General features: G+C 57.2%; 24 protein-coding genes and 1 pseudogene. 22 read left to right on the top strand and 3 right to left on the bottom strand.

Annotated elements, in window-relative coordinates; genetic code table 11:
* Nucleotides 1-120 precede the first annotated feature (120 nt).
* The 3 genes and pseudogenes from ACA065_RS06395 to ACA065_RS06405 form a co-directional block, all read right to left on the bottom strand.
* Nucleotides 121-2,403, bottom strand: coding sequence for an nSTAND3 domain-containing NTPase (locus tag ACA065_RS06395; RefSeq protein ID WP_497693785.1), 2,283 nt, complete (start codon nucleotides 2,401-2,403; stop codon nucleotides 121-123).
* A 1,012-nt stretch (nucleotides 2,404-3,415) separates the two neighbouring features.
* Nucleotides 3,416-3,702 (bottom strand): annotated as a pseudogene (locus ACA065_RS06400) (DUF3077 domain-containing protein).
* Between the two features lie 456 nt (nucleotides 3,703-4,158).
* Nucleotides 4,159-4,587: a hypothetical protein gene (locus ACA065_RS06405; RefSeq protein WP_497693786.1), complete on the bottom strand. Its 429-nt coding sequence runs from the start codon at nucleotides 4,585-4,587 to the stop codon at nucleotides 4,159-4,161.
* A gap of 216 nt (nucleotides 4,588-4,803) precedes the next feature.
* On the opposite strand from ACA065_RS06405, the gene ACA065_RS06410 reads away from it, so the two are divergent.
* The 22 genes from ACA065_RS06410 (at nucleotide 4,804) to ACA065_RS06515 (ending at nucleotide 20,944) form a co-directional block, all read left to right on the top strand.
* Complete coding sequence (locus ACA065_RS06410; protein WP_094949894.1) at nucleotides 4,804-5,538, top strand: LexA family transcriptional regulator; 735 nt, start codon at nucleotides 4,804-4,806, stop codon at nucleotides 5,536-5,538.
* A 600-nt stretch (nucleotides 5,539-6,138) separates the two neighbouring features.
* Entirely contained in the window at nucleotides 6,139-6,477 is a 339-nt protein-coding gene (locus ACA065_RS06415; RefSeq protein WP_497693787.1) for a phage holin family protein, read from the top strand.
* 23 nt (nucleotides 6,478-6,500) lie between these two features.
* Nucleotides 6,501-7,016, top strand: a complete 516-nt coding sequence (locus ACA065_RS06420; protein ID WP_497693788.1) for a hypothetical protein — start codon at nucleotides 6,501-6,503, stop codon at nucleotides 7,014-7,016.
* Between the two features lie 3 nt (nucleotides 7,017-7,019).
* A complete protein-coding gene (locus tag ACA065_RS06425; protein ID WP_497693789.1) occupies nucleotides 7,020-7,631 on the top strand; it encodes a phage baseplate assembly protein V in 612 nt (203 codons plus the stop codon).
* Nucleotides 7,632-7,640: 9 nt separating this feature from the next.
* On the top strand, nucleotides 7,641-7,973 hold the full coding sequence (locus ACA065_RS06430; protein ID WP_497693790.1) for a phage baseplate protein: 333 nt from the start codon (nucleotides 7,641-7,643) through the stop codon (nucleotides 7,971-7,973).
* A complete protein-coding gene (locus tag ACA065_RS06435) occupies nucleotides 7,970-8,965 on the top strand; it encodes a baseplate J/gp47 family protein (RefSeq protein ID WP_497693791.1) in 996 nt (331 codons plus the stop codon). The genes ACA065_RS06430 and ACA065_RS06435 overlap by 4 nt, the downstream gene beginning before the upstream one ends.
* Nucleotides 8,962-9,591: a phage tail protein I gene (locus tag ACA065_RS06440; protein ID WP_497693792.1), complete on the top strand. Its 630-nt coding sequence runs from the start codon at nucleotides 8,962-8,964 to the stop codon at nucleotides 9,589-9,591. The genes ACA065_RS06435 and ACA065_RS06440 overlap by 4 nt, the downstream gene beginning before the upstream one ends.
* Nucleotides 9,592-11,589, top strand: a complete 1,998-nt coding sequence (locus tag ACA065_RS06445) for a phage tail protein (protein WP_497693793.1) — start codon at nucleotides 9,592-9,594, stop codon at nucleotides 11,587-11,589.
* 3 nt (nucleotides 11,590-11,592) lie between these two features.
* Nucleotides 11,593-12,264, top strand: coding sequence for a tail fiber assembly protein (locus ACA065_RS06450; protein ID WP_497693794.1), 672 nt, complete (start codon nucleotides 11,593-11,595; stop codon nucleotides 12,262-12,264).
* A 95-nt stretch (nucleotides 12,265-12,359) separates the two neighbouring features.
* Entirely contained in the window at nucleotides 12,360-12,554 is a 195-nt protein-coding gene (locus tag ACA065_RS06455; RefSeq protein WP_497693795.1) for a hypothetical protein, read from the top strand.
* 2 nt (nucleotides 12,555-12,556) lie between these two features.
* On the top strand, nucleotides 12,557-13,723 hold the full coding sequence (locus ACA065_RS06460; RefSeq protein WP_497693796.1) for a phage tail sheath protein: 1,167 nt from the start codon (nucleotides 12,557-12,559) through the stop codon (nucleotides 13,721-13,723).
* Nucleotides 13,723-14,229, top strand: coding sequence for a phage major tail tube protein (locus ACA065_RS06465; protein WP_497693797.1), 507 nt, complete (start codon nucleotides 13,723-13,725; stop codon nucleotides 14,227-14,229). The genes ACA065_RS06460 and ACA065_RS06465 overlap by 1 nt, the downstream gene beginning before the upstream one ends.
* A 181-nt stretch (nucleotides 14,230-14,410) precedes the next feature.
* The gene (locus ACA065_RS06470; protein ID WP_497693798.1) at nucleotides 14,411-14,983 is read left to right on the top strand and encodes a phage tail assembly protein; all 573 of its coding nucleotides are present in this window, start codon (nucleotides 14,411-14,413) and stop codon (nucleotides 14,981-14,983) included.
* A gap of 127 nt (nucleotides 14,984-15,110) precedes the next feature.
* On the top strand, nucleotides 15,111-16,580 hold the full coding sequence (locus ACA065_RS06475) for a glycine zipper domain-containing protein (protein WP_497693799.1): 1,470 nt from the start codon (nucleotides 15,111-15,113) through the stop codon (nucleotides 16,578-16,580).
* A complete protein-coding gene (locus ACA065_RS06480; protein ID WP_497693800.1) occupies nucleotides 16,580-16,963 on the top strand; it encodes a phage tail protein in 384 nt (127 codons plus the stop codon). The genes ACA065_RS06475 and ACA065_RS06480 overlap by 1 nt, the downstream gene beginning before the upstream one ends.
* The gene (locus ACA065_RS06485) at nucleotides 16,956-17,168 is read left to right on the top strand and encodes a tail protein X (RefSeq protein WP_083359878.1); all 213 of its coding nucleotides are present in this window, start codon (nucleotides 16,956-16,958) and stop codon (nucleotides 17,166-17,168) included. The genes ACA065_RS06480 and ACA065_RS06485 overlap by 8 nt, the downstream gene beginning before the upstream one ends.
* Before the next feature lie 9 nt (nucleotides 17,169-17,177).
* On the top strand, nucleotides 17,178-18,188 hold the full coding sequence (locus ACA065_RS06490) for a phage late control D family protein (RefSeq protein WP_497693801.1): 1,011 nt from the start codon (nucleotides 17,178-17,180) through the stop codon (nucleotides 18,186-18,188).
* Nucleotides 18,189-18,263: 75 nt separating this feature from the next.
* Complete coding sequence (locus ACA065_RS06495; protein WP_497693802.1) at nucleotides 18,264-18,461, top strand: hypothetical protein; 198 nt, start codon at nucleotides 18,264-18,266, stop codon at nucleotides 18,459-18,461.
* 82 nt (nucleotides 18,462-18,543) lie between these two features.
* Nucleotides 18,544-19,035: a phage tail tube protein gene (locus ACA065_RS06500; protein WP_497693803.1), complete on the top strand. Its 492-nt coding sequence runs from the start codon at nucleotides 18,544-18,546 to the stop codon at nucleotides 19,033-19,035.
* Nucleotides 19,036-19,043: 8 nt separating this feature from the next.
* Nucleotides 19,044-19,394: a phage tail assembly chaperone family protein, TAC gene (locus tag ACA065_RS06505; protein ID WP_236448237.1), complete on the top strand. Its 351-nt coding sequence runs from the start codon at nucleotides 19,044-19,046 to the stop codon at nucleotides 19,392-19,394.
* A 29-nt stretch (nucleotides 19,395-19,423) separates the two neighbouring features.
* Complete coding sequence (locus ACA065_RS06510; RefSeq protein ID WP_094949899.1) at nucleotides 19,424-19,678, top strand: hypothetical protein; 255 nt, start codon at nucleotides 19,424-19,426, stop codon at nucleotides 19,676-19,678.
* Between the two features lie 63 nt (nucleotides 19,679-19,741).
* Nucleotides 19,742-20,944 (top strand): phage tail tape measure protein, encoded by a 1,203-nt coding sequence (locus ACA065_RS06515; RefSeq protein ID WP_497693804.1) that lies wholly within the window; start codon nucleotides 19,742-19,744, stop codon nucleotides 20,942-20,944.
* Nucleotides 20,945-20,965 lie beyond the last annotated feature (21 nt).

Raw genomic sequence — 20,965 nt, forward strand, 5'->3', positions numbered from 1 at the left:
GGGAGGGACAGAAGCTATTTGAATGGGCACGCGTGCAAAACTCTCGCTGGCTAAGGCAGCGACCGGAAAAGTGATCACAAAAATGCAAAATTTCACTTGCAGTTTTTGATTGTCAGGGAATCAATCGGATTCACGCAATGAATCAAAAATATTGTGAATCTCGTTGTCCCCGTCATAACGTTCATGTCGATGATCCTTCCAATCTTCGTAAAGATAATCTTCATAAGATGCTTGTTCGCTTTCAAATTCATGCATTTTTTCTCGTACTGACTCGATGGCAACATCAAAGTCCAGCTCCGTGAGATCCGCAATAGCCTTAATTGTTTCATCGAGATTCTCAAATGCAGAGATAGACCTACACTCAGATATCTCGTCACTGAGAACACTATCTTGGAAATGTTCAATAGCTAAGTTGATCTTATCATTCAGCTCCTCGCTCATTGTTTCAGACTTAATTGCAATGAGCAAACTCTTAAGATCTTCAGCATTACAGCCTGTCGAAGCCTCATCTACCAGCTCTCGAATAATGCGAGAGTGGAGATCCTTGTCCTTGGATAATGCGTCAAATTTAGAGGCTTTCATTTGTTCGAGTAGCTCAATGCCTTTTTCGATATCTGCAAACTCTACCTCCCAACTGCCAACGAGAGTATTGAGCGCTGCTAAAGAGGCTTGTATGAGCGCGGTAGACTGTAGTCTCTCTGCAGCATGTATCATCGTGCCAACGCGAGTTTCAAGCCTATCGTCAGTAAAATAAGGGCGCCTTCTATTAGGGATCTTGTAAGGGGCTGCGAACAGTCGTTCGAATGCTATTGCTACCCGGTGAGATTCATTGATAAGATGTTTAAGAACGCCCGTGCTATCTTTATCTAGGGAGAACGTCCACATCCGTCGTACCTGTTCGAAACGTGTGGCCCCCTCAATCATATCTAGCGCGTTGGGCATATCCTGACGGACGACAGAGTTCAGCATATCGAGAACAGATGGATCAATTACCTCAATTTTTTTTCCAGGACGAATAAATGATCCATTAAGTTCTGCCAGGCCTGATCGCCAGTCTGACGGTTTTATTGGAAAGCGATATCGCAGAGCCCGTAATTCGTGCAGAGAATAAAAAGCTCGCTCTAGAAGCTCTGAGCTGCATACTCCGTTAAACGTGTAAAGGGCAAGTAGAATACTCCGCGCTGAGTCACTGATTTGATATTCATAAGCGTGACTCCAGATCTCAGCGGGGTTGGCTAATAAATTCCTAACAAAATCTTTATAATCTTCTGGGGCTGAGGACTTTACCCGCTTGTATGTTGAGAGCCAGTTAATTAGACGCGGGTTGAATTTTTGGTGCTGAACAATTTCCATATAAAATCGATTGGACAGCAAAGCGTTCCGATAACTGGCAGGCAGATCGCTAAAATAGATATGATTGTATAGGATTTCGGCTCGCTGCATTCGATCATAGTCGCCAACTGAAAGCACGCAGCGACTATCAATTATATTTGCTTGACTAAACCTCTCGGAGGTTGCTATGGCCTGGCTGAGAATGTGTTCCCGAGTAGTCATAATTAACTTGGAAGTAGGCGAGGATCGCACCATCTCAATGAACTCGATAATCGCGCGATCTTCGTTCCGGCTGAACACAGAAGCGTGCTCACCTAAAAATGTTGCCCCAATGAAATCATCAAAATAAAATATTTGCTTTTTGTTTTTCTGATAAAGTTCACGACCAACTTGAAAATCAGTCATAATCGAAACGGCTTGATAACCAAGTTCAATGTGCGTGTACAATAGCATTTTAGCGAGTGAAGTTTTACCTACGCCGGGCGCTCCGGAGATTATTACAACATGCTCGTTCGCGAGCATTTCTAACGCCCTAGGATAAGCAGCGTTACGAACATACTTATGAATGTCGCGATGTACTCGAGCAACATCAAAATCACTATGCGTATGTGAGGCATTATTAATTACTCGATCTAACACTGCGCTACTTGTAAGCCAAAGTTTGTAATGCTGTCGCTCTATTTCCGGATGAAGCCTGAGCAAATTATTTAAGTCATCAGAACCTATAATGTCATCTGTATTTAATATTCCGCAAAACAAAGACTTGATTTCTTTCTTGTTCGATGGAGATAGCCCTACTGAGGTGACCAGCACATAGCGAGTCGGTTTCAATAGCGCGGCTTTAACTACTTCCTTTTTGAGGTCTCTAATAAGCCCGGCGAGCCCGGTCCCAATGTAGTGCTTGCATTGCACGATGACGTTATCTTTTCCGCGAGCATAGCGAAAATCAATCCCTTGATCCTTTCCAACCTTAAATGACTCTAGAACTATTTTATCCTTGGCCTGGAGTAGGTCACGAGATAGTTGCTCAAAGTCGTGAGGGGAAAGTTGCTTAAAGTCATAATTCGGCATTTCAGGCTCTATTCCGTATTTTAGCTGAGCTTCAAAAGTAGGTCCTACATTAGGTAACGGCTAAGCATAAGGTACGCCTCTACCTTCTAATCGCATACTCTGGATGCATATCAATTCTGTTTTGCGCGCTGTGAGCAGCTTGTCGATAATGGCACACATGCTCGAAATTGTGCCTTTTTGTCTGTGATCGGCCGTTGTCGCCGAGTGACCGCATTACGCGAACGGTCGCTTTGGGTTGAAAACTGTCTATCGTGAACGAATTCTTCTGGCAGGAATCAGTCAGTCAGAAGAATTCAGATTGCCCATCATTAGGCTTGCCGGGCGTGACCTTGAACTCATGGGATAGCCAGCACCACCGGTGGGGCCATGGGGCAAAAATGGGGCAAACCATACGCTAAACCATGCCATTCAATGCCCATTAGGCGTTGATGCGAGGAGGCAAGAACAGGCGTTACAGGCAGCAAAAACGGGGCTATAGCGCCAAAGCTGTCTCATACCCCAGCACAATTGGAGTGTGGGAGGACAGATCGGACGTGTTTTTACTCATTGGATAGTAGGCAAATTCGTTGAAAGTGATGGGGCAAAGGGGGCGCTTGGTCCAGTGTCGATCAGTTGCGGAGCGCGGACTTCCAAACGACACAGGCCGAGTGTGCGAGCTGTCGAGCCTTAGCGCGGCTGCGAAGGGATCGCCGCGCTGTACCTGCAGGCCGCAGCCCCTGCATCGCTGAAGTTCGAAAGCTCAACATCGTGCCCAATCGGGGTCGCTTAACTGATCGGCATTGGGCGCTTGGCCCAGCATTTGTTGCGATGGGCGCAAGGTTAACACGTGAAGTCGGGGCTTCGCAGGTCACAAACGGCTAGGTAATACCCACCACCCAAGAAGGAACACCGCAACTGTTAAGGCAGAACACCGTCACTGTGGCGAGGGAGCTTGCTCCCGCTGGGGCGCGCAGCAGCCCTAAAAGATAGGACTGCTACGCAGCCCAGCGGGAGCAAGCTCCCTCGCCACAGGTTAGCGGTTGCCCGCCTGAGTGTTAACCGGTGAATCCAACACCTTCACCACATCATCCACACCGCTTTCACCATCTCCTGCAAGTAGTGCGATGCCCAGGCATAACGATCCGTCTCCTTGGTCATCGCCGCATCTTCTGCGAGCTGCTTGGCAACGTGGAGGAGGTCGGAGGCGTGATGCAAGGCTTCGTGCAGGGAAACACCGCTGTTGACGCGGAATAGAGGTTGGTCGGAGTGAAAGGAGAAGGGGGTGACGCCGAGGGTGGTCAGATCTTGCGCAGCGTTCATAAAACACCTCCGAGCACGGAGGAAGTGAACCGGGAAGGATGACGCCGTTTGGTGCGGTAAACGTAGAAGCACATAAGTGAAAGTTCCTTGATTTGAGGAACTGCCACGAACCTTCTCACAGGTTTGGGTGGCAGCTGTGCGCAGGGTGAGAAACCGGCAATCAAGGCAACCGGTAGACCCGAAGGTCTCCCACGCACAGCCGCCATAAAACGATACCGCAGACGAAAAAAAACGCCGCGATAGGGTTCTTGGGCGCTTTGCGCCTTGATTTGCTCGGGTTCTCACGCCCGGTCGCTGAATTTGCAGCGACGGGGGAGGTTAGCGTGATGGTGGGGTGGGTGCAACCTGGGAAATGGGGGGCGCTTGTTCGGCTGTCGAAAAGCACAAGTATTGAAGGGGGGCGCCATTATCTGGTCGGAAAGTACACCGTCCCTCTCATCTGCTTTTTATGTCTGGTCAAGGCTTCATGGCATTGCACTGTGCACGTAAATCGCTATTGCTGATGTTGGTACAACTGGAGCCGCTTTGTTTCGCATTGCAGAAGGCCCGCTGGTCAGAGTCACTGATATTGGTGCACGAGCTACCACTCATTTCTGCATTGCACTGCGCGCGTAAGTCGCTGTTGCTGATGTTGGTGCAGCTGGAGCCGCTCTGTTTGGCGTTGCAGTAGGCTCGCTGGTCAGAATTACTGATGTTGGTGCACGAACTGCCGCTCATTTCCGCGTTGCACTGCGCGCGTAAGTCACTGTTGCTGATGTTGGCGCAGTTGGAGCCGCTTTGTCTGGCATTGCAGAAGGCGCGTTGGTCTGAGTCGCTAATGGTGGTGCAACTGGCAGCAAAGGTGTAACCACTGAACATCAACAACACCGCTAGTACGACTCTCATTACTTTCTTCCTTGGCTTGCCAGGAAACAGCCTGGCACTGTTTGAACCCCTCTCAACGAGCATTTTGCTGAGATATCAAATTGACATTGTCCTGAGCGGAAGTTCCGCTGTTAGATAAGGTGTGGTTACGCAGACCCCACTGAAGTCCACAGATAATGCATGATTTATGCAAATTAGCATTTGCCAACCCCCCAAACACCCGGCACTATCCCCGTTATGCAAAAACGCAACGTTTCAACCGTCTTAAGAGAACTGCTGGACCGCGACCGGATCTCCCCCACGGAGCTTCACCGGCGCACCGGCGTGCCTCAATCCACGCTCTCGCGGATCCTCAGCGGCAAGATCGTTGACCCGTCGGACAAGCACATCTCACGCATCGCCGAGTACTTCCGCGTCAGCACCGACCACTTGCGCGGGCGCGCGGCGGTGGGGGCTTTGCGGGATGACGGGCGCGACCCGATGCATTCGGAACTCAAGGACATAAGCCTGTGGGACGACGACACGCCCGTTAATGATGACGAGGTGTCGATCCCCTTTCTGCGCGAGGTTGAATTGGCTGCTGGATCAGGAAGATTCGTCATCGAGGAAAGCGAGAAGGCCAGCCTTCGGTTCGGCAAGCGTAGCCTGCGGCATAACGGTGTGCAGTTCGACCAGGCCAAGTGTGTGACGGTGCGCGGCAACAGTATGTTGCCGGTACTGCGCGACGGCGCGACGGTGGGCGTGAATGCCGGCAAAAGCGGCATTGGCGATATCGTTGATGGCGACTTGTATGCCATCAACCACAATGGCCAGCTGCGGGTGAAACAGCTCTACCGCCTGCCTTCCGGGATTCGCCTGCGCAGTTTCAATCGCGATGAGCACCCGGACGAGGACTACAGCTTCCAGGATATCCAGGATGAGCAAATCAGCATCCTCGGCCATGTGTTCTGGTGGGGCATGTACGCCCGTTAACCTCCTTACGTAAGACAAAGCCCGCCAATGCGCGGGCTTTTTTTCGCCTGTAGAAAACCGTCAAACCCTGACCCCATAAGGCTGCAAATGCACTGATGCATGCGATCAGGAAAAATAAATGCATTTGTGCATTGACTGTATATGCATACATGCATATTCTCCATCTCAAGCCAGCCAACAAGGCCTGGTGGAGGCAGCAAGGATGCTGCCAAGGAAGACAAGGACGGCACGCAACATCGGCAAGGACGCCATCGAAGCGATGGCAGGGATGCCAGGCAACACCGGCAAGGATGCCGACGCTCTTTAGTAGTACCGCTTCGCAAAAACAGGCAGCGATGAACCGGCCTAATAACGGTTCAGAGGGTTGGCAACTGACCCGGGTGTGCAGCGTAAAGCACCAGAAGCAGTTATCCGGCAGACAGGGATCGTGGTCGGAAAAACATTGAGGAAAGAACCGTACCGCGCCAGTAGTGCCGAAAGTTCGAGGACATCATTACTGAAAAGCCCGGGCAACCGGGCTTTTTGGAATGCCTACCGATAAATGGATTTACCCCAACAAAGCCGGCACCGCGCCGGTAATGCTCAGCCAGGAGGCGTGACATGACAAACGAGCAGCAAGCGTTAGCGGAAATGCCTATCTGGCTGGTGATCGTACTGGCCCTGATCGGCGGTGTATCCGGCGAAATGTGGCGCGCCGACAAGGAGGGCGCGCGGGGTTGGTCGCTGATTCGGCGCCTGGCCCTGCGGTCCGGAGCGTGCATGGTGTGTGGGGTGTCAGCCCTGATGCTGTGCTACGCCGCTGGTATGTCGCTCTGGACCGCCGGCGCCATTGGTTGCCTGACCGCCATGGCCGGTGCGGATGTAGCCATCGGCCTTTATGAGCGGTGGGCAGCCAAGCGCATCGGCGTTAACGAAGGCTCCCGCCAGGACCCGCAGTAACCGTTGCAAGGACGCTACCCAAAATGACGCTTATCGAAAGACCCTCCCAACTCCCTCAGGCCATTGGCGAGGCCCTGCGCGTAGCCTTCCCGGACTTGAAGGTCGGCAATCACCAAGATTTTCAGGGCGCCGGGGATACGACCGGCGTGTTGATCACGGTCGAGGGCAACGGCCCCGGCATTCGCTCCCGTGAAGGTCGCAAGGCGCATGCCTTGGCGATTTCGCTCAAAGCTATGGTTGCGCCGCAGGCATTGCCGTTTGATGCCTGCGACCTGGCCAGCCAACTCATGGACTTGGTGCTGGATAACCGCTGGAACTTGCCGCAGGCCCAGTGCGATTTGCCGACGAATATTGTCGCCGCGCCTGCTGTGCAGGCAACTGCGGAAACGGACTACGACACCTGGACCGTTTCCTTCACCCAAACCCTCTATCTGGGGCCGGTACTGCTCAACGATCCCACAGGCCAACCGTTGTTTGCCCGCACTTGGGAGGTGTCGAATATCGACGACCCCGAGCAATACACACCACTGGCGGAGTAGCCCATGTTCGACGCGCTGTTACGCATGCAACTGGGGCCGATCATCGAACGCTTGGCGGAGATGGAAACCCAACTCGAAGACTTGTATCGACGCGCCGACAGTTTCTGTCGGATCGGCATCTGCCAGGAAGTCGATGCCGCCAGCAATACCTGCAAGGTCAGCCATGGCGACTTGCTGACGCCGGCCATCCGCTTCTTCAACCCCAGCGCCGGTGCGCAGACCGAAACCCGCATCCCAACTGTGGGTGAGCAATGCTTGTTGCTCAACTACGGCGGCGGCGAGGGCGGCGCGCAATCAGTGGCGTTGTTCGGCCTGAACAGTGATCGCTTCCCACCGGTTTCCAGCGTTGCAACGCTGACCCGACGCCGCCATCAGGACGGCACCCAAAGCGACTACGACGACGCCAGCCACACGTTCAACTGGGTCAACGGCCCAACCACCTTCAGCGGTTCCCGCGAACAGGTCGACATCAAGGTCGGCGCCGCCAGCCTGACGCTGAGCGCCCAGGGCATCACCCTGCAAATCGGCGGCACCAGCCTGTTGCTGGATGCCGGCGGCGCGCATTTCAGCGGCCCGGTGGTGGACCACCAAGGACGCGTCATCAGCCCCCGATAAGGACATCCCATGATCGGCATCGATCGAAACACCGGGGCAGCCGTCGATGACTGGCTGCAATTTGTGCAGCGCGCCACCCGAGCGCTGACCACCCCCGTAGGCACTCGGCAGAAGCGCCCGCTGTACGGCTCGATGATCCCGCAACTGCTCGGCCAGAACCTCGGCGATGACCTGCTGATCCTCTCCCAAAGCCACGCCGCCCAGGCGTTCTACAACACCCAGAACGGCATCAGCGACTTTCAACCCCAGGTCATCGTCGCCACCCGCCAAGGCGCCGGCCTGTTGCTGCGCTTTGCCGGCACCTGGAAAAACCGCCAACAAACCTTCGAGGTCGTGACATGAGCATGCTGATCCCCGGCCAGAACCAACTGGCGGAACCGGCCATCATCGCGGTGGATGAGTTCGAGCCGTTGCTGGCCGAATTCAAGGCGTTCGTGGTCGATTACGTCGCCACCCGCGCGCCGCAAAGCGCGGCCAAACTCAAGGTCAGCCTCGACAACGAAAGCGAATTGCTGACCCTGGCCCTGGAAGCCTTTTGCGTGCGGCTGCAAACCCACGAACGCAAATACAACGCCCGCATCAAGCAGATGCTGGCGTGGTGGGCCACCGGCAGCAACCTGGATGCACGCCTGGCCGACATGGGCCTGGAGCGCCAAGTACTCGACCCCGGCGACCCGGCGGCTTTCCCGCCGGTGCCGCCGACGCTGGAAAGCGATGACGATGCTCGCCTGCGTTATTACCTGGCGCCGCACGCACCGGCAGCGGGTTCGCGGATGCAGTATCGCCGCGAGGTTTTTACCCTCGGCGAGCGGCCGTCGGTGAAAGTGCAGAGCGCAACGCCGGGTGTGGTGACCGTCAGCTACACCTTTGACCCGGATGGTTATGCGGCGCAGGTCAAGGACGGTAACGGGCGCCGAACAGCGCCCGGCGAAGTGATGGTCACTGTGCTTTCAAGGGAGGCCGATGGCACGCCGTCTGCCGATTTGCTTGACGGTGTGCGTCGCCATTTCGCACGGCCGGATGTGCGACCGGAAACTGACCTGGTTAGCGTGCAAGGCGCGCAAATTTTGCCTTACAAAATCCGCGTGGTCGCCAAGATCAACGCCGGCCCGGATTCCGGGCTCACACAAGTCGCTGCGCAGAAACTGCTGCAAGACTATGCAGAGTCTTGTCACCGGCTGGAAGGGCGGGTTGATCCGAGTTGGATTGACTATGCGATTCACAGTGCAGGCGCTGCGCAATTGCAAATCCTTGAACCCATGGCGCCGATTGTTGCGACAGCCTCCCAGGCGCCTTACTGCACCGGGGTTGAAGTGGAGGTGCGTACGCTATGAGTGAGCGCAAACCGAGCCTGTTACCGGCCAACAGCTCACCGCTGGAAAAGGCGTTGGACCTGGGGTTTGGCACTTTGCTGGAAAGGGTGGCGCCGCCGTTTCCCGAATTGATGGATCCCGCTCTCACTCCGGCGTTGTTCTTGCCCTACCTGGCGGCCGATCGTGCAGTCAAGGAATGGAGCGCTACGGCATCGGAAGCCGAGAAGCGCCTGACCGTCAAACTGGCCTGGCCCACTGCACGCCAGGCGGGCACTCGCCAAGCATTGGAAAACGCTGCCAGGGGGCTTCAGCTCACGCCCGAAGTGCGCGCCTGGTACGAGCAAAATCCACCGGGTGTGCCCTACAGCTTCTCTGTACGTGCGTACACCGAATTACCCTACAGCGAAACCATCGATTCTCGTCTCGACCGCCGCCTGGCTGACGCTAAAAGCGAGCGCGACAGCCTGTCGATCTCGGTGGGTTTGAGCGCGGCTGGCCTGCACTGCATCGGCGCGACGACGCTATGCGGCGAGCTGACGACGGTTTATCCCAGTGTGCTGAAAGGGGTTGAGGCCTCAGGCGAAGCCTTTACGGCGGCCGGTCTCTATACCGTCGAAACCACTACCCTTTATCCACAGGAGCACTAAATGGCTGACTATTACACCCTGCTCACCAATGCGGGGATCGCTTACGAAACTGCCTGTAAGGCCGCAGGTCTGCCAATCAAGCTGTCGCACCTCTCGGTCGGTGACGGCAATGGCGCCGCTTACAACCCTGCCGCAACGGCGACTGCGCTCAAGCGTGAAGTGTGGCGCGGGCCGTTGAATGCGTTGTTCCAAGATGAAAAAAACCCTAGCTGGTTGCTGGCCGAGGTCACGATCCCGCCTGAGGTGGGCGGGTGGTATGTGCGTGAGGCAGGTATTTGGACTGACACGGGCATCCTGTATGCCATCGTCAAATACCCTGAGTCGTTCAAACCCGTGCTGGCGACGTCGGGCTCTGGAAAAGAGTTCTACATCCGTTCGATTTTCGAAACGAGCAACGCCTCGGCAGTCACGTTGCTGATCGATGACACGGTCGTCAAGGCGACGCGGGCTTGGGTGGTTGGCTATGTGGCTGATGAGTTGGCCAGGCGCGATTACAAACAGTCGGTTCGTGTGGTCGCAACTCAGAACATTAAACTAAGTGGTGCTCAGCAAGTTGGCACAGTAGCAGTTGTTGCTGGCGACAGGGTCGGGGTAGTGGGCCAAACGGCTGGCAGGGATAACGGTATCTGGATTGTGGCCAATGGCCCTTGGGTACGTTCACCCGATGCAAATTCAAGCGACAAGGTTACGACGGGGCTTTTTTTTACGGTCGAGGAGGGCCCCGTCAATAGTGGCTCACTGTGGCAGCTGGTCACTAAGGCACCTATTGAGCTGGGCACTACCGAGCTGGTTTTTGAAATACTTGCCGGTAGAACAGGGATTGTTCCCGGTAGTTACAGGATGTTTACTGTCGATAAGTACGGGCGAGTAGTCACGGGATCGAATCCAACTACGCTGGCTGGCTTCGGTATCACTGATGCGATGCCGATTGGAGCGGGTGGGCTTATGACCAGTGCGCCTGGGGTTTCTGGTGCTATTTCAGATCTGCCCACGACTCAATTTTTTCAAGCGGGGGAAGGCAACGTTTCCGATCTTCCGGCGGGAATGACTTACGCGGTAGGGCTGCATATCAAATACCCCGGAGCGGTGGGGAAGTACGCTCTTGATATTATATCGAGCGTTACGAGCGAGGATTTTAGAGTTAGATATACAGGTGCGGGCGGGCCGTCAGCGTATCGCAGCCTATGGCACTCAGGAAACTTTGATCCAACAAGTAAAATGGCAAGCGATGGCCAGGGGCATCGTCCGAGATTTGCAAGTGCAGGTGTAGGGCAAGACGTTGCCGGTTACAATTTGCAGGGTGGTTATATTGGCTGGGGCAATGCTGAAGCCAATATGTGGGGAGCCATGCAGTTTGTTTGCAATAGGGGGACGGGGACCGGCGGATTTATGTGGCGATCCGTTAATTCGGACAATAGTCAAACCGGCCCTGTGATGTCCTACGCCTACGACGGTTGGCTGGCTGTGCCGTCTCTCAAGGTTTTAGGAAATACGGAAGTACCCACTCAGCATTATCTAGATAAAAGCAAGCAGATAGCGAATACAGAGTTTGTAAAATCGTGGACTGTGCAGTACGCGGCCCGTGACTGGATCACGACAGTCGGGGTGGCGAGCGGTGATAAAAATCAGCCATATATGCGTTTGGAGTCTACGGGCGAACTCGTCATGCTCCAACCATTAAAGCCGAAAAATACGGCCTTGCTTGCGCCCAATGGTTGGAGCAAAGACGCGGATACTGGCGAAGTAATCCAGTGGTTTGAATACGCTCAAGGAGATTATCCCGCTGCATTGGTCATTAATATTGCATGGCCTTTCCAATTCCCTAATCAATTTTTGAACGCTAAATTTAGTTTGAAAATGCCAAATGGCCAGACTCAATGTGCCACGCAGGTTTCATATTCTGGTGCCACGGTGACAGGCTGCACATTGCGTTTGGAGGAATGGGGCGGCGCCATTCAAACGGGGATGGTGATCGTTGTTGAGGCCAGAGGGTTCTAAAACATGAAAATATTTTATAGTTCAAAAGAAAATACATTTTTCAATGAGGTTTTCCATGGGACCCGCACGATTGAAGTGCCCGACCCTGACTGGCGCCGGCCAACCGTCAAGGTCCCTGATCCTGACTGGGTTCGCCCAACTATCGAAGTTCCTAACCCAGCATGGAGTGAGGGTGACGAATCGGTACCTGAAACTAACTCGGTATTGGACGCCGATGCTGTGGCACCGATAATTGATGTGCTGGATAGCAGCGCCTCTCCTCCCTTGATTGCTGTTCCAAACCCGGCGTGCTTGCTTCCTCCCGAGAGGGAGCTTGTAGAAATGACCCAGGATGAGCACGACGAGATATTTCGCCTGCTTGCATCGGGTGGTTCGATCCTTACGCCAGACAAAAAAGGCCGCCCAAGCATTGCTCCGGCGCCTGGGCCTGCGGTTGAAGAATTGGAAAACCGCGAGCGCGTTGTCCGTGACAGGTCTTTGCTGCTTACTGACCCGATCATTGCCCGGCATCGTGACGAGCTGGAAGCCGAGCGCCCTACAACCCTCACCGCCGAGCAATACAAGCAATTGCAGGGCTACCGGCAGGCTCTTCGCGACTGGCCTGAGTCGGAGCATTTCCCGGCCATTGAATACAGGCCTCAACAGCCTGCCTGGCTGCCTGGAAAACTTCGATAACGCCCCTCACGCCAGGGGCGTTTTCTCTTCTGTCTATTACTCCTCTTAATCCACCAAAGCCGCCTGCGGCTTTTTTTATGCCCGGAGATTCACTCATGGCTATCCGTCAAAACTACACCGTACTGATTCCCTATCCCACCGGTGCCGGCCACTGGTCCACCGCCGGTCAGGAACTTGACCTGCTGGACGTCGAAGCGTCGGCTCTACGCAATGCGGGCCGATTGGAACTGACCAGCGTCCTTAACACCACCACCCCGGCCGAAAAGGCCCCCACCAAGAAGGCTGACTAACCATGGCTGAGGTTCTTAACTTCGAGCACAACGGCATCACCGTGAATGCCAGCGAATCCCCCGAGGCCATGGGTGGCCTTGGCGATAACGTCATCGGCCTGGTCGGCACCGCGCCGAATGCCCACGCGTCGATCCCTAAAAACGCGCCGTTCCGTATCAACAGCTTCACCACCCAGGCGCTGCTGGACCCGACCGGCGCTGAGTCGGGCACGCTGTTCCAGGCGGTGTACCAGATCCTCAAAGTGGTGAAGGTGCCGGTCTACGTGGTGATCGTGGAGGAGGGCGCAACCCCGGCCGACACGATCAACAATGTAATCGGCGGCAATGAGCCGGCCACCGGCCGCAAACTGGGCCTGGCGGCGCTGGCCAGCGTCCCCGAAGACCTGACCATCATTGGCGCCCCAGGCTTCACCGGCACCAAGGCTGTGGCCGGTGAGTTCGCCTCTTTCGGCAAACGCATCAAGGCGCGTGTGGTGCTGGATGGCAAGGACGTGTCTGTCGCCGACCAAGTGACCTACAGCGGTGAGCTGGGCGGTGCCGACCTCGGTTTCGACCGTTGCCTGTTGGTGCACAACCTGCCGTCGGTGTACTCCAAGGCAGCGAAGAAAAACGTCTTCCTGTCGCCATCCTCGCTGGCCATTGCGGCACTGGCCAAGGTCAAACAGTGGGAAAGCCCAGGCAACCAGGTGACGTTCGCCGAGGACGTTTCCCGCGTGGTCGAGTACAACATCCTCGACACGTCCACCGAAGGTGACCTGCTCAACCGTTATGGCGTGAGCTACTACGCGCGCACCATCCTTGGCGGTTTTTCGCTGCTGGGTAACCGCTCCATCACCGGTAAATTCATCAGCTACGTGGGCCTGGAAGATGCGATCAGCCGCAAGCTGGTCAAGGCTGGCCAGAAAGCCATGGCCAAGAACCTCACCAAGTCGTTCATGGACCAGGAGGTCAAGCGCATCAACGATTGGCTGCAAACCCTGGTCGCCGACGAAACCATTCCTGGCGGCAGCGTGTACCTGCACCCGGAGCTCAACAGTGTCGAGAAGTACAAGAACGGCACCTGGTTCATCGTCATCGACTACGGCCGCTACGCGCCGAACGAACACATGATTTATCAACTCAATGCCCGCGATGAAATCATCGAGCAGTTCCTGGAGGACGTTCTCTAATGTTTACCAACCGTGTAAGACAGGCCATTGCGGCCACCCTTCAAGGCCTGCCGTTGTCCGCGACGGTGGAAGAGTTCACCCCGCCGAAGATCGAGTTCGACATGGAAGCCATGTCCGGCGGACGCTTTATTGCCGAAGAAATGGCCAAGAGCGGCAAGGTGCTCAACGCCACGCTGGTGCTGCAAGGCGCCGGCCCGGAAATCATGCTGGCCCTCGGCGTGCGCCTGGGTGACGACATCCTGCTGAACGTGCGTGAAGCCGGCCAGGACCAGGACGGCAAGACCTATTTCACCTATCACACCGTCGGCGGCAAGTTGAAATCCCTGGCCGAGGCGAAGTTGAAGATGGGTGACAAGGCCACCACCACGCTGGAACTGTCCTGCCGCACCTACAACCGTCTGGAAAACGGCATTCCGGTGATCGACATCGACGTGCGCACTCAGAAGTTCGTGCTCAACGGTGTCGACATTCTCGGCGATGCGCGCCGCGCCGTATTGATGCCTTAAGGACGACGCTGATCTGAAGTGGGCACAGTCAATGTGGGAGCCGGGCTTGCCCGCGATGCAGGCGGCTCGGTGTGCCGGGTGAACCGAGGTGATGCCATCGCAGGCAAGCCAGCGCCCACATTGACCGTGCTCAGCTTTAGGTCTGCAGTGTTTCAACAACGCTTGACCAAGGAATTGCCCCATGGCCTGGATGCCACCGCTGCACATTCTGCTGTCTCCGATCACCGCCGACACCGGCGCGACGATCCAGCAGATTCAACTCAAACCGCTGTTCTACGCCGCGCAAAAAGCCGCGTTGGCCCGGGCCGGTGATGACGAGGACGATCAGTTTTTTGAACTGGCGAAACTCGCCACCGGCCTGTCGGAAAAAGAGCTCGACCAGCTCAAGCGGCCGGACTACGTGAGCATTTCCCAGTACGTGCATGAAATGTCGACGCGCCCTGCGTCGTTCTTTCTGGATGCGCGTGAAGAAGCGACCCACGACCAGCCCGTCCAACTGCTGCTACCGCTGGACGCTGCCGGCCGCTCGCTGACCGAACTGTCTTTGGAAATGCCCGCCCTGCGCGCCACCAAGGTGATGAAAAAACTCGCCACCAACAAAGAGCGCGCCGAGTTCATCACCGCGCACTGCACCGGCCTGATGATCCCTGACCTGGCCGGCCTGACCGTGCCCGACTGGACGCAACTGCAGGAGCGCATCGACGATTTTTTAAATCAACCGGCGGCCTTCTTTCGCAGCGCGACATCGAAGTAATCCTCGATGTGGTGCCGCTGATTTACTCGGTCAATGAGGCACAAATCCTCGACTGGGACGCCGGTAAAGCATTGCGCCGCTACGACATTGCGATCACTCGCCTTGGCGTTAAACAGGAGTAAGCGGGATGCAAGAGACTCAATTTCAGACCAGGCTTGCTCAGGAAGACAAGCGCTGGATGATCGGCGATGCGGACCTGGGCAATGTGCTTGCACCGTTTTCCGCAAGCCTTGCCGCGCCGGTCAGTCTGAATGCTGCGCCGCAGCCGCAGCCGCAGCCGCAGCCGCAACTCAGCTCGGCACTGGTCACCGTCAGTGTGGAGATCAACGCCTTGACCCTGGAGCAAGTGCGGCTGCGCGAGACGCTGGAAACGCTCAACAGTACGTTATTCATTACGGGCGCTACGCTGGCGGGCCCGGTGGGCGGCACCGTTGCCAGTGAAGCGAAAAACACGTCGAAAGAAAAAGCGCCTGCCGACGATTCCTCACTCGTCAAGTTTCTCAAGTGGTCGGGAGAAGGTCTGACGGACTCGTTCAGAACCAAGCTTTCAGACAAGGCCATTGAAGGCACGCTTGGCAGAGTTCCCGGCATCGGCGCGTTGTTCAAGGGCGCCGGCAAGGGCAATGATGGCTGCTGCCCAGGCGTCAGCGAGGCGCTGCGTGGGCGCGAGCGTTTTGGGCCGCAAAACACGCCGGGGCGCAAAGGGGCGGGCAAATCCAGGTTAGCGGGGTGGAGGCAGACCTCCAGCAAAGCCACCAGCGGGTTCACCGCGACGGTGCGCAGCTTGTTCGAGAAGGTGGGCAAGGCATTCGAAGGCCCGCGAATGGGCTTTCATGGCGGTGCATCGAGTCAAGGGGCACCCCCGCGCCTGAGTCAGCCGGGCAATCAGCTGGGAGCCAATGCCGCGCGCAATCTGGCACCAGGCAAGGGCGTCGGTTTGATTCAGGCGTTGGACCGAGGCTTGGTCCCGACGCCCGCCCAAGTGAACGCGAGCCCGCCCCAGCCCCTGTCACCTGCGCCGTTGAACCGTGCCACGGGTGCAGTTCCCAGCGTGCCGGCGCCGGCCACTTCCCGGCTGGCGAACGCGATGACCCGGCTGGAGTCGGCTGGCGCCCGCCGCCTGGGCCCGTTGAGGTATGCCGACACCGCCATCAATGTGATCCAGGGTGTGCGCAACGGCGACGCCAAAGCCGTTGGTAGCGGCCTGAGCACAGCCGGTGGCGCCTGGGCCGGGGCCTCCGCAGGCGCGGCTATCGGCACGCTGGTTTTCCCCGGCGTCGGCACTGCGGTCGGTGGCGCCATTGGCGGCTTGCTCGGCAGTGAAGCGGGCGCCTGGCTCGGTGACAAATTGTTCAGCTCAAGCGATCGCTTGCCTGCACCCGCAGCAGTGAGCAAAGAGCTCAACAGTGCGCGCACAGACAACGTGCAAGTCACCCTCGCCCCGAGCATCCAGATTACGGGCGTCAACCCCGCCGATGCCCAGCAAGTCGTCAACCAAGTGATCCAGGCCCTGCAATTCCAATGCATGCCGATGCTCACCGACAGCCTGGGGGTCCGGCGCAACGCGGCACTGGCCGATCCTTCAGGAGGTGATTGATGCGACAACAAATGGTCCTCGGCGACTTTATCTTTGGCTTGTCCCGAGGCTTTGCCTATTCGTCGTTGATACGTACCAGCGACGGCGGCTGGAGTGACCTGGCGATTATTGCCAGCAAGTCCCAGTCGCGGCAAAGCGGCCAGAAGCTGGAAAAGCTCACGTTCAGCGGTACAGCGATGTACGCCATCGGTATGCAGCGGCTGGACGAATTGCGTGCGCTGCAAAATGCGCGGGCGCCATTGCCCCTGGTCGATGGCATTGGCCGTAACTGGGGCCTTTGGCGGATCAATTCGGTGGTGGAAACCCAGAGCAATGTGATCGACGACGGCACCGCCATGCTCATGACCTGGACCATGGAATTAGAGGAATTCGTCAATGCGTAGAGTACGAAGTATTGCCGGTGATTCGGTCAACCTGCTGCTCTACCGCGAGCTGGGGCGTTGCGATGACGCGGCGGAAGAAACCCTCTGGCGCCACAACCCGTTACTGGCCGAATACGGCCCGGTACTGCCAGCCGGCGTGTGGGTGATTGTGCCTGAAATGCAAGCGCGGCCCGCTGCCGTGCGACCTGTTCTGGCCTGGGATTAAGGAGGCTGCATGGCACAGGGATTTACCCCGATCGTGGAGTTTTATGGCGCCAACGCGGCGCTGCTCAATCAACGCCTGATGCACTGGAGCCACACCGACACTGCGGGCATCGAGAGTGACCGGCTGGAACTGACCCTCAATATTGAAGGGTTGGAAGGCCTGCCCAGTTTGAATGGCAAGATCGGCTTGCGCGTCGGTTATCAGGAATCGGGGTTGGTGGAGAAGGGCGAGTTTGTGATTACTCAGCGCACTCCGGTGCTGTTTCCCATGCGCTTGATGATCGTGGCCACCGCAGCGCCGTTCAGTGTGGCGGACGCCAGCGGCTATCGCCAGCGCCGATCCGCCAGTTACGGGCCGACCACCCTCGGCGCGCTGTTTCGCCAGTTGGTCAGCCGTCATGGCTATTCACCGCGCGTGGCGCCGGCGCTGGACGGTATCGCAATCGCGCACATCGACCAGTCCAACGAAAGTGACATGGCGTTCATTACGCGCCTTGCCAAACGCTATTGCGCGGTCACCAAACCGTTCAACGAACTGTATGTGCTGGCCGAGGCCGGGCAGGTCACGTCGCTCTCCGGCCAGATGCTGCCGCAAGTGAAGTTGACCGTAACCGAAGACAACCGCCCCGGTGAGCAGGCTTTTATCACCGCCAAGCTCGACGAAAAATCCCGCGCAAAATACGAGGGCTGCCGCGTCACCTGGTGGGATGCCGCCGGTGGCAAGCAGCGTGTGGTGCAGGTCGGGAATGCTCCTTTCAAAACCTTGCGCCAACGCCACCAGAACGAAGCGGAAGCCCGCGCCGTTGCCGCAGGCGAACTGCGTCGTGTGGGGCGTGAAAATTTGAAATTGCTGATCGATTGCCCCGGCAATCCACTGTTGGCGGCCGAGGGCTTGCTGGTGCTGGATGAGACCTGGCCTGTGTACATGCAGGGGCGCTGGTCGATTACCAGCGTGACCCATGTCGGCGACCCGGCGACGGGCTATCGCAGTTCGATCACGGCCGGTGGGTTGTCGTCTTGATCGCCGCCGCCGCGCGTTACTGATGTTTGAAAACCCCTCATTGCACTGCCTACCTGAAGCACGACAGGAACCAAGATGCCTATGAACGACGAAGAATTGGCCGCCATCAACCGTTTGATCGCCGCCCTGCAAACCCAAACTGACGGCCAGGTGGCGCTTAACGCTGCCATTCGGTTGTTGGCCCAGAGCAACCAGGCATTGGTCGACCTGATCAAGAGCCGTGAACCGGACCCGAATGCTCCGCCTTATCTGGATGGCACACCGGCGCCCTGATTCACCTCATCCACAGCCATATAGCTGTTGCACCCCCACAGCCCGCATTCGCGGGTTTTTTAATGTTCATGGAGAACACTCGATGTCGATTCTTACCCAAGGTACCCAGATTTTTGCCCTCGTCCCGCCGGTCTCCGGCACTGGGCCTTACACCGTGCTGGAAGTCGAGCACGCCACCTCGTTCGAACCGGGCGGTGCGCCGGCCGAACAGATCGAAGACACTGGCCTCAATGCCGAAGAACGCAGCTATAAAAAGGGTTTGCGCACCCCCGGCACTGCCAGTCTGGGCCTGAACGCCGACCCGACCAATGCCAGCCATATCCGCCTGCACCAATTGTCTGAGGCCAAGGGTGACACCGGCGTGAAGTGGGCCGTGGGCTGGTCCGACGGCAAAGACGTCCTGCCTGCCGTCAACAGCAAGGGTGATGGCTTTGAACTGCCGGCAACCCGTACCTGGTTCACCTTCGACGGCTACGTCTCGGACTTCCCGTTCAACTTCGCACTGAACGCGGTCGTGACCACCACCGTCACCATCCAACGTACCGGCGGCAGCGCCTGGATCAAGAAAGCCTGAGAGAAGCCATGAACCTCAAACAACTGAAAGCCAAGGGCGGCATCGTTGATGGCCAGCCGGTAAAGAAAGAAATCAGCTGGACGCACCTGGACAGCAAAACCGGCAAGGAAGTGACCGACACCTTCACGCTGCACATCCGCCGCCAGTCGTTCGGTGTGATCGAGCGCCTCTTTACCCAAGGTGAATCTGCCCAGAGCCGCAACGCCAGTTACCTTGCCGCTTCGGTGTCGTTGGGTAACGACGGCACTGAAGCCCTGAGTTACGACGATGCCTTCGGCCTTGAGCCTTCATTGGGGTTTGTGATCCTCAATGCAGTCAATGAGGTAAATGGCACCAGCGGTGGCGGCGTAAAGAGCTGACGGTCGCCGATGAGTTCTGGCACGAACTGGTGCTGAACGGAGTGGGCGGCCGCACGATTGCGCAAGCCAAGGAACGCATGACCTACCACGAAGCCCTGGCGTGGGGCCGCTATATCGACCGATATGGCTCCCTGCATGCCGGTAGGCGGCTGGAGGCGGGCAGCGCGTTGGTGGCGCTGCAGACCCACCGGCTGGGCGGCGGCACGGCCGAGTTGATTGACTTTATGCCCCATGAGCTGCGCCGGGGCGTATCACTCGAACGTGCGATGAACGAGTGGCGTTAGGGACGACGCCACTTTCCTTGAAACCCGCGCCCAGCGGGTTTTATCCATGACCCGGAGAAACCTATGGCAACTGCTTCCCAGGGTAATCTGACGCTCAACCTCGGCAGCCTGGAGCAGGCCCTGGCGAAGGCGTCACGGATTACCGAACAAAGCATGCGCGAGATGCAGCAGAAGATCGAGGACGCCGGTAAAAAGGTCAGCGCGTCTGCTGCGGCGGCGCTACAGGTCACGTCCGGCCAGTTCAAGGACTTCCAAAAGTCCTATGACCCGGCCACGGATGCGGCGGAAAAATTTATCCAGAAGAATGCGCAACTGGTGCAAGCACTCAAGCAAAGTCAGGGTGCGCAAAGCGACTTTGTCGGCGCGCTGGATGGCCAGTCGAATTACACCGACCGTTCAGGTTTGAAGTTTCCAACGGGCGGGCCACATGGCGACCTGCCGGCTCCGGGCGCAGGTGATGACGCAGCAAGCTTTGCGTTCCTGAACGATGACAAAACCCGCCAGGTGCAGAGCAATTTTGCGGTAATGACCGATCTGCTCGATGAATGGGGCAAGGGCGCCCAACAGGCTTTTGATGATTACGTGGGTAAGGCGGGTTCGGTGGCCGAACAATCGAAGGCCATGTTTACCACAGCTTTCGACAAAATGGGCGAAGCGCTCCAAACGTTTACCACCACCGGTAAATTCAACTTTTCGGCGTTTGCCACTTCAGTGCTCAAAGACATGGCCACGATGGCCGCCAAGACGGCGGCCTCCAAAGCCTTGAGTTCATTGTTCAGCTTGGCGGGCACGGCACTTTCGAGCCTGTGGCCCGGGTCGAGTCCGGCAGCGGGTGCAACGGGAAACCCTGGTGGTTATACCAACGCACTCAAACCGCCTGCGGACATGACTTACTCACCGCCAAGCACTTTCAGGTTTGCCAGCGGCGGTGCGTTCACCAATTCTGTTACCACGGGGCCGACCCTGGCGCCGATGGCCCTGTTCGGTGAGGCAGGACCTGAAGCCATCATGCCGCTGAGTCGCGGTGCCGATGGTGCCCTCGGCGTACGCGCATTGGGTGGCGGCCAATCGGGCGGTACCAGCAGCAACCAAGTGGTAATTCAGCAGACCATTAATGTTGGTGACGGTCAGGGCGCGAGCAATGGCGCCAGTTCCCAGGACGTCGCCAAGGCCTATGCCGGCTCTGCTCGTCAAGGCGCAGCCGAGCAAATTGCCCGCGATTTGAAACCGGGTGGGCAGATCTGGTCCGCCATCAACGGCCGCTGATGACCAGCGGCTGCAACGGCT

The organism is Pseudomonas sp. LBUM1640 (assembly GCF_059716225.1).